This is a genomic window from Mucilaginibacter sp. GW822-FHT03E02 (assembly GCF_058801545.1).
The window spans coordinates 696,229-713,071 of sequence record NZ_JBXANJ010000001.1; the positions used below are offsets into that span (position 1 = coordinate 696,229).

The following is a 16,843-nucleotide window of genomic DNA, read 5'->3' on the forward strand; positions in this document are numbered from 1 at the left end:
GTTTTGATGTTGAAAACACAGCCCTATTGTTAAAGTTTATGCCCGGTGTGATTAAGGCTTTTGTTTTTCGATGAGCTTTTGCTTAAACTTTTTATCCTCCTTCTGTTTATACTCCTTGGCTTTCTTTTGCGCCCCGGCCTTTTCCTTGATTTCTTTTTCGGTAAGCGGCTGATTTTTTTCTTTTTCATCGGCCTTTCCTACGCCGGCACAGGCTTTAAGGCCGTTAAGCAGGGCAAACCAGATGGTTTTAAAATACGGGAAGTTTTTGGGCCGGATAAAGGCAACGTCGGCCACGCGTGGAATGGTTTTGCCGTTGTCGGGATTATCGCTTTTGAGAATCACGGCGTTTGCCAGTAACGAAATGATGCCTTTTTTTGCATAACCTTTTTCATCGTCGGGCTTTAATACATCAACCTTAAGATTATGGTACAAAAAGGTAACCTTACCTGCCGAGCTATGCTGGTTGCCGTGAATATCAAAATCAAGGCTGGTTACCGTGCCCGATGTAATGCGCACCAAACCAAGCGGCATAACAGCGGGGTTGGCATCGGCCATATTCATGGCGCCCATATGGCCTTTGTAGCTGTAACTATAGGCATCATCGGCAAGGTTAAAGCCAAATTGCAGGTTTAGCCGCCCCTTGCCCATAAACATGGTGCTCAGGTGTACTGTAGCCAGGGGTTGCTTTTGTAACAAAGCCTTTTTATTGGTAAGGTTAAAGAACCTGCCTGTAACTGCGCTAAACCTTACTGTACCGGTTTTGCGCGATTCGTTTTTTTTGAATTCACTGTAATTCACATCAAGATCTTTAACATCGAGCGTATCTATCTGAAGCCCCATTTTTAACTGGCGGATGGCCCAGTTAGGAAAGGTGACCAGCCTATCAGTAGTTTTAAGCGGACCGTTTGGGTTACTGAATATGCTGAATTCGCCTTTACTTAATACCACCTTCTCTGCATCTAAACTCTGGCCGCGGCGGTAGTTGCGGTAATTAAAATGGTACAGGGTAACGGCATCCAGGTGCAGGCCAAAACGATCTGTGCGGCTTTTAGCCAGGTAGGCACTCAGGGCAAGCGGCTGCACATCTACCCCTGCAATGTCCAGCCTCGAGGTTTTGGTTGATAACTTTACCGAGTTTATTTTATAGGTATACAACCCGTTTGCCGATTTGCCTGTATAATGCTTAAGCCGGGTAACAATATCGCGGCAATACAGCGTGCGGGATGTATCAGCCTGAGTGGCCGAATCAATGAGCAGGTCGGTAGCGTGTACGTCCATTTCTTTTAATACATGAACCGATGGCCTGGGGCCCGATTTATCCCGGTAGGTAAAGCTGATTTCGCCCAGGCGGATGTTGGCTACATGGATAAGCTTAAAACTTGCAGAAAGCTTTTGATAAAGGGTACGCTTGTCTGCAGGTTTTTTAGGCTGATGCTCATCGCCGTTTTTGCTGATGTATATTTCTGGGTTATTCAGGTCGATCAAAGCTACTTCTATCTTTTTATGCAGCCAGATATCGAGCGGGTGCACACCGGAAACTTCAAGCCGTTTCACTTTCAGCTCCAGTAAGCGGCCGGGCGCACGGCCTGCCTGTTGCAGGCGCTGGCATACCGCAGTATCGGGTGTAAAAGTGATATCGTGCAATATGGCACCACCGTTAAATGCATTAACATCAAGTTTGCTGAAATTTACCTGGTATAGGCTGTCGGTGCTTTTAAGCACAGCTTCCTTGAGCTTCGCCGAAAGCATTCCGCTTAAAAAACTATTTAAAAAAAGTACCACAGCCAACAGGATGACGGCCAGTATGGCCCCGCTTATTGTAACTATTTTTCGCCCCCTGTTTTTAAAAACCCAAGCCGTCATATTCTATTTGCTTTTGCATTAAGCAACCACCACGGCGACTTTTACTGGTTGCTTAACAAGGGAATGAAGAAATTGATTTTATAAATTCAAAAGTTAAAAGTCAAAATTGATTTACGTAACCGATAGAAAACCACACTACGACTAAAAAGTACAAAAAAAGCCCGCTCCTTTGCAGGAGCGGGCTTTACAAATGATTATATAGGGTATTAAACTATTTTAACATTTACTGCATTTGGGCCTTTACGACCTTCTTCTACATCATAGCTAACTGAGTTATTCTCGCGAATGTTGTCAATTAAACCAGATGAGTGTACGAAGATTTCGCTTCCGCCATTTGCCGGGGTAATAAATCCGAAACCTTTTTCGTCATTAAAAAATTTTACTGTTCCTTGTTGCATTATATTGTATATTAATAAGTTGCAAACATACACTAAATAATCCACATTTTTACTATTGGTAAAATAGTTTAATTTTCGGTAAAAAATAAGCTTTAGTAAAAAACAGGCAATTAATCTTTGTCTTTATGACCATGACCCTTGCCGTGGTCGTCATCGCCCTCATCGTTCTTTTGCTTTTTATATTTTTGCTTATCCCAGCCTTTGTGTTTACCGTTATCCCAATGGTTACGGTATTTCTCGTCACGGCTATCGCGGATAATAACCTGGTCATGACGTCCCTTGTAAGTTGCGTACTTTGTACGGTAAACATTATTCCTTAACCAAGGGTCCCTTTCGTTTATTACTACCTTATAGCTTTGATAAGGATCAAAATTACCGTACCGGCCTGGTAATACACTTGCCGTTATCCAGGCGTTGTTTTGGTAATAAACATACTGATGTGTTGGCACCGAGTAGTATACATCAATATCCGGCATGTAATAGTAACGGGCATAATCGTAGCCAACTGGTCCCCATGCAGGCTGGCTTCCTATATTAATACCAAGGCTAACACTTACCTGGGCATCGGCTGCCTTAAAGCTAAAAAAGCTTAACAGTGCCATTGCGGCGAAAATTATTTTTTTCATATAAAGTTAATTTGTAGGTACGACAATGCATTATCAAAAAGGTTTGATTCGTGCACATATAATTTATCCCTATAAGCATGCAGCTTCCATGGCTCATGGTTGATAAAATTCGATTCCTTAAAATTATCTTATCTCCAATCCAACTTATCTTTATCTTCTGCTATTTTTACCCCCAATGAAAACAGTACATCTCACCCGGACCACCAGCGACGATGCCGATTTCCGAACGCTCGTAAACCTGCTTGATACAGACTTGCGCGACCGCAATGGCGACATGATGGATATTTACGACCAGCACAACGTGATCGAAAAAAATGATACTGTGGTGATAGCTTATGTTGATAACGAGCCCGCCGGATGCGGCTGTTTTAAATGGTACGATGCCGAAGCTGTGGAAGTTAAACGAATGTTTGTTCGCCCTGGCGCGCGTGGCAACGGCATAAGCAAAATGGTATTAAATGAACTGGAAACATGGGCGTATAGCTTAGGCTATAAATATACTGTGCTTGAAACCGGCGAAAAACAGGTAGAGGCGTTGAGTTTATATCCAAAATCGGGCTACGTGCCCATCCCACAATATGGGCCATATGTTGATTTGCCGGATAGCATCTGTTTCAGGAAGGCATTGTAGTTACTGTCATGTAATTATGTAATGACGGATAGTCCTTAGTCAAAAGTCTTAAGTTCTAAGTCAAAAAGAATAAATTTGACTCGAGACTTAGGACTATTAACTTAAGACTACTAATATTCTTCCCCGGAATGGACACTTCAATATTTACCCGACCAGACATTGGCCTGCTTAATCGGTTACAACCAGCCGACTGGCCAGATATTGTGCCTAATTTTTACTTTTATGTTGATTCGCCTTTCTGTTTCCCAATTAAAATAGTTGTTAATGGCGCCATTGCCGGCATCGGCGCTGCCATCATACATGCCGATGTAGCATGGCTGGGCCACATCATTGTGCACCCCGAACACAGAAACAAAGGTATTGGCCTTTATATTACCCAAGCCCTGGTTGATATTGCCCACCAACAGCACTGCCAAACCATCAATTTAATTGCTACCGCGATGGGTGCGCCTGTTTATGAAAAAGCTGGTTTTATCATCGATACTGAATACCTGTTTTTTAAAGATATACAGATACAAAAACCAGGATTACCCACACCTAACATCAAACCGTACAAGGACAAATTCCTACAGCAAATTCTGGCTATCGACCAAACAAACGCACAAGAGAACAGGGAACCACTACTCCGCGAACATATTAAAACAGGGTTAATATATTGCAATGATGATACAGTTGAAGGCTATTATTTACCAGGCCTTGGCGAGGGCTTAATAATTGCTAATACCCCGCAGGCGGGCATTGAGTTGATGAAACTACATTTAAGCACCAATGATAAAATTGCGTTCCCTAAAAATAACAGCATTGCTGTAAACTTTTTGTATCAAAACGGGTACAAAGAAATACGCATGGCTAAAAGGATGCGCCTGGGCAAAGCCCGGAATGTAATATTATCAAGCATCTACAATCGGATAGCTGGCAATATTGGATAAAAAAGCCCCCAGACAAACTCCGGAGGCTAAACACAATCACCATTCTACACACACTGCTCATTCATCACTTTCGTTCATTCACTATCCACTACTCACTGATCGGCTAATTGAAAGTTCATTGGTATTACATATTTAACGCGCACGGGCTGCCCGTTTTGCATGCCTGGCTTCCAGGCTTTGGCCAGCTTTAGTACCCGGGAAGCTTCTTCATCAAACCCAAAACCCGCACCGCGTTCAACCTTTATATTTGATAACGAGCCATCTTTTTCTATCACAAAACTCATCAATACCTTACCAGATACGCCCTGCTCCTGCGCTACCACCGGGAACCGCAAGTTCTTTTGCAAAAATTTACTCCACGCCGCTGCACCACCTACCGGTTCGGGCATTGCTTCAAGGTTGCCATCCATATCATGTATGGCATTATCAGCTGCAGGGCCAGTACCTGTTGTACCCTTATTTGTATTAACGTCCATGGCGTTACCGGGCTTATCAGCTCCTTTACTATCTGTGGGGCCAATTGTGCTTGCCTGTAATTCGGCAGTAGTATGTGGTTGTACAATGGGGTCATTAGGTACCACAACAGGTGGCAGGCTTGCAACCGTTTTTATCGGCTCAACAGGTTTAGGCGGATCGGTAGATTTTGGTGGCTCAGCTTTTTTTGGCGGCGCAACCGGGGGCTGAACTAAAACCCTGGTCAAATCAACCGGCGTCATTTTAACCATTTCTACCGGTTTGCCTTTAAAAACAAAGGTTGATATTACAATAACCGCGATACCTGCAAAAGCCAATCCCATAGCTTTACTCATGGTTCGACCGTAGTGTTGTCTTAATTCATAAGCTCCGTATTCTTTGTTACGATGGTCAAATACAAGGTCGAGCCACTCGGCGTTGTACAAATCAAATTTTGTGATAGGCATAATTTAAAGAATTAAATTTCTATTATAACGAATAAGCATTTGTTATATTTTACAAAACATGAAAAAATATCGCATTATCAAAAAAATAAATTTCATCAAAATTTCATTTTCTTATGGGTTGCGGGGTTCGGGTAGCGGATTGCCAGTTGCCTGGCTCCTGTTCTGCCCGAACCGCGCAACACGCAACCTGGACCTGACACCCCGAACCTCGCGACACGCAACACAAACCTGGCACTAATTCTCCTCCGCCAGCTGAAAAGCAAATGGTATACTGTAAGCTACGCGGACCGGGTGCCCATTCTGGATACCAGGTTTCCATGCTTTGGCCAGTTTCAATACCCGTATGGTTTCTTCGTCGAGGCCGTAACCAAGTCCGCGCACTATTTTTATATCCGTTAGCTGTCCGTCCTTCTCCACAATAAAACTCACAAATACTTTACCCGATATGTTGTTTTCACGTGCCAGAGCTGGGTACTGCAGGTTCTTTTGTAAAAACTTAGCCCAGCCGGCCATTCCACCGTCGGGCTGTGGTAATACCTCGATAGATCCGAATGGGTGTACTGTTTCATCCTCTGTAACGGGAGCAACATCACCCCTTCCTCCTTTTATACCCTCGTCTATTATATTTCCGGCTGCATCATCACCCTTACGGTCGGTGCTGGCGATAATTGCTGTTTGGAGCTCTGCCGCAGTATGCGGGTCAACCGTCTGCTCTGCAGGCACCACAACAGGGGGCGGAAAGCGCAGTATTTTTGAAAGTGTTTTGGGCTGAGGCAGATCCGGCGATTTTGGGGGTAAAATTTTGTGTTCTTTTTCAGTTGGCGGCGGCGGCATTGGCTTTGGCATATCATAGTCATGCATAATAACATCATCAGGTTTATGCCTGAATGCCAAACTCGCCATCGCCCAAACAGTGATGGCGGCAAAGGTTATTGCCATGGCTTTACCCATGGTGCGGCTGTAATGCTGCCGCAGTTCGTAAGCACCGTAAGTTTTGTTACGCTGATCAAATACAAGGTCGAGCCACTCGGCATTGTACAAATTAAATTTTGTTGCTGACATGATTTAAAGAATTTTATTTCAAAAATAACGATAAATCAAAACAAATAGTATATTTTATTTTGAATAAATCAATATTTGCCAAATAAAATTCTGCCATATGCCAAAAACATTCATATCGGGAAAGCAAAAGGCCCCGCATTGTGCGGGGCCAATCGTCCACTCCTGCCCATCATAACACGGGGGCCTGGCAACCTGTAGGCCCACTGTTAATTACTCTCGGCCAATTGAAACTTAATTGCTATTACATATTTAACCCGTACCGGCTGACCGTTCTGCATGCCCGGCTTCCAGGGTTTGGCCAGTTTTAGCACTCTTATAGCTTCTTCGTCAAGCCCAAATCCTACGCCGCGCTCAACTGTTATGTTTGATAAGCGGCCATCTTTTTCTATAACAAAACTCATTATCACCCGGCCGGATACACCTTGCTCCTGCGCTATCACCGGGAACCTTAAATTTTTTTGCAAAAATCCACTCCATACAGCAGGCCCGCCAACAGGCTCGGGCATAACTTCCAGCGCGCTAAAATCATGTATCGAGTTATCTGCCACAGGAACCACTACCTCCGCAGTGCCGCCTGCGGCACCTTTACTTGTTCCTGAATTATCATCAAGCACGTTATCAACAATACCACTGCCAGGAACCTTCACATCCACGTTACCAATGGCACCTTCAATTTTACTGATTACGGGCGGTTCAACAGTTGGCCCCGAACTTACAACCACCGGGGTAACAAAGCGGGTAGTTGTTACCCGCGGCGCCGGTTTAACCGGGGCTACAGGCTTTGGAGGCTCAACCGGTTTTACCGGCGTAACCGGTCTCACCAGTTGAGCACTGAGGTCCACTTCTGTTATTTTAAAAATTTCGGGCGATTTTGGTTTAAAAATCAGGCTTAGCACTACAAAAACAGCCACACCGGCCAAAGTAATGGCCAGTGCTTTTGCCAAAGTACGCCCATAATGCTGCCTTAATTCGTAAGCACCGTACACTTTGTTACGATGGTCAAATACAAAGTCGAGCCACTCGGCTTTGTACAAACTAAATTTGGCCGATTGCATATTTCAAAGAATTATTTATACATAAATAACGATTTTAAAGATATTATATTTTACAAAACCTATATAATACACATATAAATTAAACAAACCAGATCAAAACCTACCGTCCAATGAAAAACCTGCAAAATTTCATTTTTGTCGATTATTTCCTACAAAAGCCGCATTATCGTATACTTTTTCTTGTATTCAGCGACTTAAAAAAACAAAACCTATACATATTTTTCACACAAATGCACAAAAAGTTAAAAAACTTGTAAAAAAAGTGCAATTATTTTATTTTTTTATTACTTTTAGACATGTTCAATAGCCTTTATCGGTTTACGGCGTTAATTTTCCTTTTATTTTCGGGGCTTTCGGCTTCGGCAAGGGGAGGATTGTATCATGCCAACCATAAAGACGATAAAAAAACATCCGTATCGGCCACAACCAATCATCATAGCCCTTACAACTATGATTACAGCCTTAATAATGTACCGGTACAAATTATAAATCTGCAGCAGCACCGGGGTTCGCATTCGCTGCCATTCCTTTACACAAACCCCAATTTTTACATCATACACGTAAAGTATCTCAATTTTATTTGCGGCAGGGGTACAAGCGAGCTATCGCGGTTCCGCAAACTTATTCTTTTTCCATTCCACGCTTTTTGGTAATAGTTAAACAATTACATGCGGCTGTGCTGATTACACAACCGTGTTTATTGTTTTTTAAAACTTAGTTTAAATACTTGCTGGCATTTTGATTGGGTGCCCTGCAAGTATAGTTGTTGAACTGCCCGGTATTTTGATTGGGTACCGGGCAGTTTCTTTAACTGCAATTAAACTAAAAACATTAACCAACCTTGTTTATACAACGTTAAGCATGCCTGCACAAGGGCGAAGCTTCAACAGTTGGTCGCTATTGCAATAAGGTCAGTTATTGTAGTTTGCCATCAATATTTTATAAACCGGGCTTTTTTAAAACCTGGCTTTTTGCTTCAGGCATTAAGCCCTTAGCTTTTTATTAACTATTCCCTAAAACCCTAAGCATGAAAAAATTCATCCCATTTGGCATACTTATACTTATTATAGTACTTGCCCTTATATTTCCTTCGGTTACTTTAACAACTGTTAAAGACAGTAAAATTGACACCGGCGATACCGCCTGGCTATTGGTAAGTACTGCCCTTGTATTGATCATGACACCAGGACTTGCCTTTTTTTATGGTGGTATGGTGAGCAAAAAAAATGTACTATCAACCATGCTGCAAAGCTTTGTATGTATGGGCGTTATCACTGTAATTTGGGTTATTTTTGGCTTTAGCCTTGCGTTTGGCGATACCATTGGCGGCTTCATTGGCGATCCGCGTACCTTTTTTATGATGAAGGGCACCCTGGGTAACGCCACCTGGAAACTTGCGCCAACCATCCCATTGGTACTGTTTGCTATGTTCCAGTTAAAATTCGCGGTTATTACCCCGGCCCTTATTACCGGCGCATTTGCCGAGCGTATCCGCTTTAACTCTTATGTTATTTTCCTTTGCCTGTTCATGGTATTTATATATGCGCCTTTGGCCCACTCCACCTGGCATCCGGATGGCTTCCTGTTTGGTAAAGGAGTACTTGATTTTGCAGGTGGTACCGTTGTACACATGAGCGCCGGCTGGGCAGCCCTTGCATCGGCACTATATTTAAAAGGACGTAACGAAACATCGCACAATCCGGCCCGTATCAGCTACGTATTATTGGGCACCGGCTTATTATGGTTTGGCTGGTTTGGCTTTAACGCCGGCTCTGCTTTAGGTTCGGGCACGCTTGCGGCTACGGCTTTGGCTACTACTACAACCGCATCTGCAGCAGCAGCAATGGCCTGGATGTTTTTTGATATCCTGCGTGGCAAAAAACCAAGCGTGTTAGGCGCGTGTATTGGTGCCGTAGTTGGCCTGGTTGCTATTACGCCTGCTGCGGGGTTTGTAACCATCCCCCACTCATTAATAATTGGTATTGTTGCAGCAGTTGTAAGCAACCTGGTAGTTATCTGGAGAAGCAAAACCAGCATTGATGATACACTTGATGTATTCCCTTGCCATGGCGTAGGCGGTATGGTTGGTATGCTACTTACAGGTGTATTCGCGCATCAAAATGTAAATAGTGCAAACACTACAGGCAACGGCTTATTTTATGGCGAAACCCACTTATTTTTCCTTCACCTGGTAACTTTGGTTGGCGTATCAGCATTCGCTTTCTTCGGCTCGTTATTACTGTTAAAAATAACCGACATGATAAGCACATTACGTGTTACACCTGAAGAGGAATTAGCTGGTTTGGATATCAGCCAGCACGATGAAGAATTGTAATAACACGAATTGATTCACACGAATTTCTCGAATTGGGTCGAATTTCACAAATCTGCTTTGAAAGCTATTAATAGGAAAGGAGGTGTTTACGAATTATCGTATCGAAAAAAGAGAATCAGACAAACAACAATCAAACAAATATCAATTAACAAAAAAGAATTAACGTTTTTACTATTGTCTCGCCAAGGCTAACTAAAAACTAAAGCCGCCCTAAATTTTGAGGGGCGGCTTTTTTTATTCACACCAATTTGATTCACACGAATGTCACGAATTGGGGCGAATTTCACAAATCTGCTTTGAAAGCTCTCAATAAGAAAGGTGGTGTTTATGAATTATTGTATCGAAGAAAAGAACATCAAGCAACCAGCACGGCCACCGCGGCAAAAAATCAAATATTTAAAACAAAATCGCCCCGGCAATTTGAACCAATGAACCAATGAACCAATGAACCAATGAACCAATGAACCAATGAACCAATGAACCAATGAACCAATGAACCAATGAACCAATGACCAATGACCTACCAATCTTTCGTCGATATCTTTTTTAATGCCGGAGCGGCTTTTTTCACTGGCGCAACTTTTAACATATACGATTTTAAAACCGTGCCGTTTTGCCTGCTGTAATTGAGTATCTTATCTAAATAGACGACAACATCCCTTTTCTCCAGTTTATTTTTTGCCTCCTCCATCGGGAATGTAATGCCAGGATCTAAAACCTCCATACCATACCTGTCGCGCTTATAAGGGGTAAACTTAAAATCGGTAAACCAGTAGCGGTATTTTGAATCTTTAACTTCTATCCTTAAAGTATAACTTATTTCGCCGCCAAGACTACCAGATAAAAGCGACCGTTTTGATACAGCGAAGCTGCCATCCCCGCTCAACACACCCAGGGCTTCGTCAGTTTTGGTAATTTTTAGTTTGCCTTTAGGATATGCCTTGTGCATAAAATACAATCCCCTGCCATACAAGGTATCCTTGCTTAAACCCGGCTGATCAACCGTTTGGTAGTAAATGTATTTATTACGTTCATCAAAAGCCAGCGTATCTTTTTGGGCAATGGCGCTTTTTGCAGAAAGAATACAGATTAGGGCAACAAAAATATTTTTCATATAAATAAGTAAGAGTTAAGAATCAAGAGTTAAGACAAAAGCATATCTGCGTTGTTATTGAATACCTAAGGAACCAAACTAAGAATTTCAAATTATCCTACCTTGAAATTCTTATCTTAATTCTTGATTCTTAACTCTTGACTCTACGTAGCTATAAAGATAAAAAGCCTCCCGGTTATATCGGGAGGCTTTTTGTAAAATAATGTTTTATTTTAAATTAGAACGCGTATACAGCGGCTAACAAAAACTGACCGGCTGATTTTGAAGCAGTACCATCACTCTTCAAGAAAACATCACCAGTTTTTGTATGATCTAACCTAAACTCAGGAATGAAAGTTAACGGACCTGATTTGATGCTGCAAGTTAAAGTTGAAGCAATAACCGAGTTACCTGGAGTAATGCCAATATCAGCACCACCATTTGTTGCTTTAGCTTTGAAATACTCTTCTCTTAAACCAAAAGTAACTGCTTTTGAAACAGCCAATTGAGGATACAAGGCATAACCAAAGTAGTTATAAGCACCCATACCTGTTTTACGTGCAGCATTTAAACCTAATTTAAACGAGTCGGTAATCTGGTAAGCAGTAGTTAAATCCAATATGGTACCAGAGTATTTGCCGCTTGCAAAGTTAATGTAAGCTGTCCATCCTTTAACAGGTGCTAAAAACAATTGACTACCAAAGGTTGATACTTCTGGTGTAGCTGAATTTGATTTGTAGGTATTCCAGTTGTCGTTAAAAATACCGGCCATCAAACTTACTTTATCAGAGAAAGCGTAAGTTGCTTTAAAGCCTGCATTTTGGAACGGGCCTGCGCTGAATAAATAAGAAGTTGAATAGTTAAAGTTGCCTACCGGGCTAATTACCTCGTAACCTACAAATGTAGCCATGTAACCTGCGGTTAAGTTAAACTTATCGGTTACATCATAAGAAACGTATAAGTTTTGAATGTGGTAGCTTGAAGTACCAGCCGGCAATGACCCATAAATAGCGTCAGGAATTGATTGCTCCTGGCCACGCGGACCAAAAGACATTTCGCCCACAAACGATGCCTTGCCTACTTTTTTCTTTAAACCAAGATCAATCATACCAATTGATACCGAATTATTATCAGAACCGAAAGAGGTTTGGATGTTTGGCTTATTAGCAAAATCTTTTTTGAAGTAGGTATCTACCGAACCGTAGATAACCAAAGGGGCATCTGCAGTGGTTTTAACGGTATCCTGCGCTTTAACAACGAAAGAACCGGCAACGAGAGCTGATAAAAGTAAAAGTGTTTTTTTCATGATAACGATTTAATTGATTTGAATTTGATTTGGGTTGAAATAAAGCTTTCCCATTAAGCTAATGCACAACATAGCCTTTAGTAAAAAGCGGTTAAATTTTATAAGATTGATAAAAATACCTGTGCGGTTGGTTGTAAAAGATTGTCGGTGTTTTTTACCAACCAACCGCACAAGGCATTAAAGAATTTTATTATACGGCAGATGGAGATGCTACACCTTTATCAAAAAGGCCACTTAAGCTGATCTCATCATCCTGAGCTGGGTAAACTTCGATACCGTGATCGAATACATCGATACCGCCTGGTCCGGTTTCACCTTCTTCTTCAAGACGCAATTTCCATGGGTTAGGCAATTTATTGATAATAAACATCATTGCAAAGGTTACTATAAACACAGCTGCCGTAATGGTAAAGCTACCTATTGCCTGCGCTTTTAGCACTGCAAAACCACCTTTGTAAAATAAACCTGCAACAGGTGCAGAGTTATCAGCTCCGGTTGGGCCGGTAGCACCATATTGGCCAGATGCAAATAAACCTAATGATAAAGTACCCCAGATACCTCCTAAACCATGTACAGAAAATGCACCGATAGGATCATCAATGCGGAACCATTCTACTATGTAAATACCTGCAAAAATCACAAAACCAGCAATACCACCTAACATAATTGAACCGAAAGGGCTTACCCAGTAACATGGGCAGGTAATAGCTACAAGGCCGCCAAGGAAACCGTTAATGGTAAAACCAAGATCGAATTTACCTTTGGTTGGGCCCCACCATAACGCAGCAAGCATAGCAGTAAAACCACCGGCGCAGGCAGCAAGCGTAGTGTTGGCAGCAACGCGGCCAATACCTTGCATATCCATTGCCGATAATGTTGAACCAGGGTTAAAACCATACCAGCCAAACCACAGGATGAAACCACCCACTGCGGCAACTAATAAGTTGTGACCTGATGGCAATCCTCCTTTTTCTTTATCATCGCGGGCAAATATCCTACCCAACCGTGGGCCTAATACCATTGCGCCTGCTATTGATGCCACACCACCAATAGTGTGCACCACTGTTGAACCGGCGAAATCGCGGAAAGGCTGAGCGCTTAATGATTGGAAAATGCCAGAAGTACCCATTAATGCTAAGAAACCATCTGGTCCCCAGGCCCAGTGACCTATAATTGGGTAAATAAAACCTGTAATACCTATACTGTAAAGGATATCGCCACGGAAGCTGGTACGGCCAATCATTGCACCAGATACGATAGTTGAGCAAGTATCAGCAAAAGCGTACTGGAATATCCAGTGTGCCAATACAGGAATACCTGTTGAACCATAAGTATCAGGCGTGTTTTGCAGGAAGAACCAGTTGGTGATGGTTTTTCCATCAGCACCTAAGCCGCCCCAGCCAATAAAGCCGTTACCATTACCAAACATGAAGGCATAACCTACAGCGTAAAATAACAAACCGCAAAGGCAAGTATCAAAAATACACTCCATTAATACGTTCACGGTTTCGCGTTTGCGGGCAAAGCCTGCTTCAAGCATAACGAAACCAGCTTGCATACCAAATACTAAAAAGGCAGCAACCAGTGTCCAAACAGTGTTAACTGTATTAATTAACGATGTTTCATGAGCGGTGTAGGTTTCGGCAGCGTGTGCAGATGTGCCAAGTACACCAGGTAAAACCATCATTGCGGCAAAAACCAGCAATAGGCCAATCATTTTTCCTGTAAAAATGGTAGCTCCCAGCGCCCATTTCTCACGTGTCAGCTGTCGGACTGAACTTAGGAGGTTTAATTTTGTAGAACTTACTTTCATTTGTCTTTTAATTTAGTTTGATTGTTTTTTAATAGTTTAATTTTAGTTTGATTGTTGTATTGTTTAAATAGTTTGATTGCACAGCGTTAATTCTTCAAAAAACAACCTTAAAAAAGCACTCTTTAGGTTTTGACCAATAAACACTACACTTTTTTATAAAAAATATAATATTTATAGGGTTTATGTAAATTATTTCATGAAATTAGGTAGTTATTTTAACAATAACAAATTTTTAACAAAAAAAACATGATAAAAATTATAAAAATTATCATAATCGCAATTCAAAACTAAAAAACAGGTTAAATTTTAATGAATTTTTAATTGCAAAAAGCAATAAATACCTATAAAACAGATTTACAAAAACAAAAAAGACATTTTACTATATAAAATACCAAAAAGCACCTGTTTTATCAAAAAAACTTGAAAAAACTAACACAAAAAGCAAATTTCAACCCCATCTTTTCCTGAAATACATCTATAACGTTCAAAAGATTTAGTATTTGAATAGCTAAATGGCACTGCAAATCATTTTATTTCGTTAAATTTTGATGCATATTTTAAAGGATAGTTCTATTTTTGAATTTGTCTTTATTTAAAACCGTATATAAACCTATATATAAAAATGCCTAACATCCGATTTAAAGCGCTTCAGGACGTTCTAAGCAGAACCATCCCCGAGGTGAAACCGCCTGCAGCCAAAATCTCAGAATATTTTGGCGCCAATGTTTTCGATAAAAAGAAAATGAAGGAATACCTTTCTACAGAAGCGTACCAGGGTATCGTTAATTCCATAGAAAAAGGTGAAGCCATCCCCCGCGACCTGGCCGAACAAATAGCCTCGGCCATGAAATCATGGGCTTTGGGCAAAGGGGCTACCCACTATACACACTGGTTTCAGCCGCTTACCGGCACAACTGCCGAAAAGCACGACGCTTTTTTTGAATCTACAGCCGATGGCGGCGCTATTGAGCGCTTTAGCGGCGATGCTTTATCGCAACAGGAGCCTGATGCTTCCAGCTTCCCGAGCGGTGGTATCCGTAATACTTTTGAAGCCCGCGGTTATACCGCATGGGACCCGTCTTCGCCCGCCTTTTTAATGGCGCGTACCTTATGTATACCTACTGTATTTGTTTCCTATACCGGCGAAGCCCTGGATTATAAGGTACCTTTATTAAAGGCATTAAGTGTACTTGATAAAGCGGCGGTTGACGTTTGCCATTATTTTGACAAAGGTATCGAGAAGGTAAATGCATCATTAGGATTGGAGCAGGAATACTTTTTAGTTGATATTGCCTTATTTAACGCCCGCCCCGACCTTTATTTAACTGGTCGCACACTTTTTGGCCATATATCTGCCAAAAACCAGCAGTTAGAAGATCATTACTTTGGTTCGATACCGGAGCGGGTGTATGCTTACATGCAGGATATGGAGGCCGAGGCCTTATTATTAGGTATACCTTTAAAAACACGTCATAATGAGGTTGCGCCATCGCAATTTGAATGCGCCCCCATTTATGAAGAAATAAACCTGGCCATTGACCATAACCAACTTTTGATGGATTTGATGGACCGTGTGGCGCGCAGGCATAACTTTAAGGTGTTGCTGCACGAAAAACCCTATGCCGGCATTAACGGATCTGGTAAGCATAACAACTGGTCGTTAATTACCAATACGGGTAAAAACCTGTTATCACCGGGCAAAACGCCTAAGAACAACCTGATGTTCCTTACCTTTTTTGTAAATACCATCAAAGCGGTTCATGAACATGCCGACTTGTTAAGGGCATCAATAGCATCGGTTAATAACGATCATCGCCTGGGTGCTAATGAGGCCCCTCCGGCTATTATATCTATTTTCCTGGGCAGCCAGCTAAATGATGTGCTGGATGAAATAGAAACATCGCGCATCAGCAAAAAAATAAAAGAGGATAACCTGTTATGGCAGGGTATTCCGAAGATCCCGCAGATACTGCCCGATAATACCGACCGTAACCGTACCTCGCCTTTTGCATTTACCGGTAATAAATTTGAATTAAGGGCAGTAGGCTCATCGGCCAATTCGGCCAGCCCGATGACAATCCTTAACCTGATTGTGGCCGAGCAGCTCAGGAAATTCAAATACGATGTAGATAAACTGATTAAAAAGGGTGAAAAGAAAGATCTTGCGCTCCTGATTGTTATTAAAAAATACATCAAAGAATCAAAAAACATCCGTTTTGAAGGCAATGGATACAGCGAGGAGTGGGAAAAAGAAGCCGAACGGCGCGGTTTGGCCAATATTAAAACCACGCCAAAGGCGCTGGACGCATTTTTGGCCGAAAAAGCAGAGATCCTGTTTGCCGAAACCGGTGTTTTTACTCCCCGTGAAGCACATGCCCGTCATGAAATACTTTTAGATAGCTTTTATAAAAAGTTACAGATAGAAGCCCGCGTAATGGGCGAACTTGTGCAAAATGTAATTATCCCTGCTGCAATAGCTTATCAAACCAATCTGATAAACAATGTAAAAGGCTTAAAAGATTTAGGCCTTCCGGCATCAACCTATGAGGCCCAGCTTGATATAATCACAAAAATTGCCGAACACGTAAACTTCATTAAAACTAATGTTGACCAAATGGTTGATGCACGTAAAACAGCAAACGCGGTAGAAGACATTCGCCAGCGCGCCATTGACTATGATGAAAAGGTAAAATCATTTTTTGCCCCTATCCGCTACAGGGTTGATAAGCTGGAGCAACTGGTAGATGACGGCATGTGGCCATTACCTAAATTCAGGGAGCTGTTGTTTCTTAAATAAACACGAATTTCACGA

Annotated in this window: 14 protein-coding genes; 5 read left to right on the top strand and 9 right to left on the bottom strand. The window is 41.9% G+C overall.

The annotated features are described in order from the left end of the window. Positions 1-51: 51 nt before the first annotated feature. From AC1RM2_RS02580 to AC1RM2_RS02590, 3 genes are all read right to left on the bottom strand, one after another. Positions 52-1,863: a hypothetical protein gene (locus AC1RM2_RS02580; protein ID WP_492983072.1), complete on the bottom strand. Its 1,812-nt coding sequence runs from the start codon at positions 1,861-1,863 to the stop codon at positions 52-54. 206 nt (positions 1,864-2,069) lie between these two features. Beyond that, the gene (locus AC1RM2_RS02585) at positions 2,070-2,261 is read right to left on the bottom strand and encodes a cold-shock protein (RefSeq protein ID WP_090648758.1); all 192 of its coding nucleotides are present in this window, start codon (positions 2,259-2,261) and stop codon (positions 2,070-2,072) included. A gap of 110 nt (positions 2,262-2,371) precedes the next feature. Then, positions 2,372-2,887, bottom strand: a complete 516-nt coding sequence (locus AC1RM2_RS02590; RefSeq protein WP_492983075.1) for a hypothetical protein — start codon at positions 2,885-2,887, stop codon at positions 2,372-2,374. 175 nt (positions 2,888-3,062) lie between these two features. Here AC1RM2_RS02590 and AC1RM2_RS02595 point away from each other — a divergent pair, with 175 nt between their 5' ends. Both AC1RM2_RS02595 and AC1RM2_RS02600 read left to right on the top strand, forming a co-directional pair. Continuing rightward, a complete protein-coding gene (locus tag AC1RM2_RS02595; RefSeq protein ID WP_492983077.1) occupies positions 3,063-3,518 on the top strand; it encodes a GNAT family N-acetyltransferase in 456 nt (151 codons plus the stop codon). A gap of 128 nt (positions 3,519-3,646) precedes the next feature. Then, positions 3,647-4,447: a GNAT family N-acetyltransferase gene (locus AC1RM2_RS02600; protein WP_492983079.1), complete on the top strand. Its 801-nt coding sequence runs from the start codon at positions 3,647-3,649 to the stop codon at positions 4,445-4,447. 92 nt (positions 4,448-4,539) lie between these two features. Here AC1RM2_RS02600 and AC1RM2_RS02605 read toward each other — a convergent pair whose 3' ends face one another. The 3 genes from AC1RM2_RS02605 to AC1RM2_RS02615 all read right to left on the bottom strand — a co-directional run bounded on the left by AC1RM2_RS02605 (position 4,540) and on the right by AC1RM2_RS02615 (position 7,484). Then, positions 4,540-5,367 (bottom strand): energy transducer TonB, encoded by an 828-nt coding sequence (locus AC1RM2_RS02605; protein WP_492983081.1) that lies wholly within the window; start codon positions 5,365-5,367, stop codon positions 4,540-4,542. Between the two features lie 234 nt (positions 5,368-5,601). After that, positions 5,602-6,429, bottom strand: coding sequence for an energy transducer TonB (locus AC1RM2_RS02610; protein WP_492983083.1), 828 nt, complete (start codon positions 6,427-6,429; stop codon positions 5,602-5,604). 206 nt (positions 6,430-6,635) lie between these two features. Further along, on the bottom strand, positions 6,636-7,484 hold the full coding sequence (locus AC1RM2_RS02615; RefSeq protein WP_492983085.1) for an energy transducer TonB: 849 nt from the start codon (positions 7,482-7,484) through the stop codon (positions 6,636-6,638). Between the two features lie 296 nt (positions 7,485-7,780). On the opposite strand from AC1RM2_RS02615, the gene AC1RM2_RS02620 reads away from it, so the two are divergent. Next, entirely contained in the window at positions 7,781-8,137 is a 357-nt protein-coding gene (locus AC1RM2_RS02620) for a hypothetical protein (protein ID WP_492983087.1), read from the top strand. A 374-nt stretch (positions 8,138-8,511) separates the two neighbouring features. Beyond that, entirely contained in the window at positions 8,512-9,819 is a 1,308-nt protein-coding gene (locus tag AC1RM2_RS02625) for an ammonium transporter (protein ID WP_492983089.1), read from the top strand. A 520-nt stretch (positions 9,820-10,339) separates the two neighbouring features. Here AC1RM2_RS02625 and AC1RM2_RS02630 read toward each other — a convergent pair. From AC1RM2_RS02630 to AC1RM2_RS02640, 3 genes are all read right to left on the bottom strand, one after another. After that, a complete protein-coding gene (locus AC1RM2_RS02630) occupies positions 10,340-10,933 on the bottom strand; it encodes a DUF4468 domain-containing protein (RefSeq protein WP_492983091.1) in 594 nt (197 codons plus the stop codon). A 217-nt stretch (positions 10,934-11,150) separates the two neighbouring features. Then, positions 11,151-12,218, bottom strand: coding sequence for a porin (locus AC1RM2_RS02635; RefSeq protein WP_492983093.1), 1,068 nt, complete (start codon positions 12,216-12,218; stop codon positions 11,151-11,153). A 190-nt stretch (positions 12,219-12,408) separates the two neighbouring features. After that, positions 12,409-14,031 carry an ammonium transporter gene (locus AC1RM2_RS02640; protein WP_492983095.1) on the bottom strand — a complete coding sequence of 541 codons (1,623 nt, stop codon included), beginning with the start codon at positions 14,029-14,031 and terminating at the stop codon, positions 12,409-12,411. 622 nt (positions 14,032-14,653) lie between these two features. On the opposite strand from AC1RM2_RS02640, the gene AC1RM2_RS02645 reads away from it, so the two are divergent. After that, the gene (locus AC1RM2_RS02645) at positions 14,654-16,828 is read left to right on the top strand and encodes a glutamine synthetase III family protein (protein ID WP_492983097.1); all 2,175 of its coding nucleotides are present in this window, start codon (positions 14,654-14,656) and stop codon (positions 16,826-16,828) included. Positions 16,829-16,843: the final 15 nt, after the last annotated feature.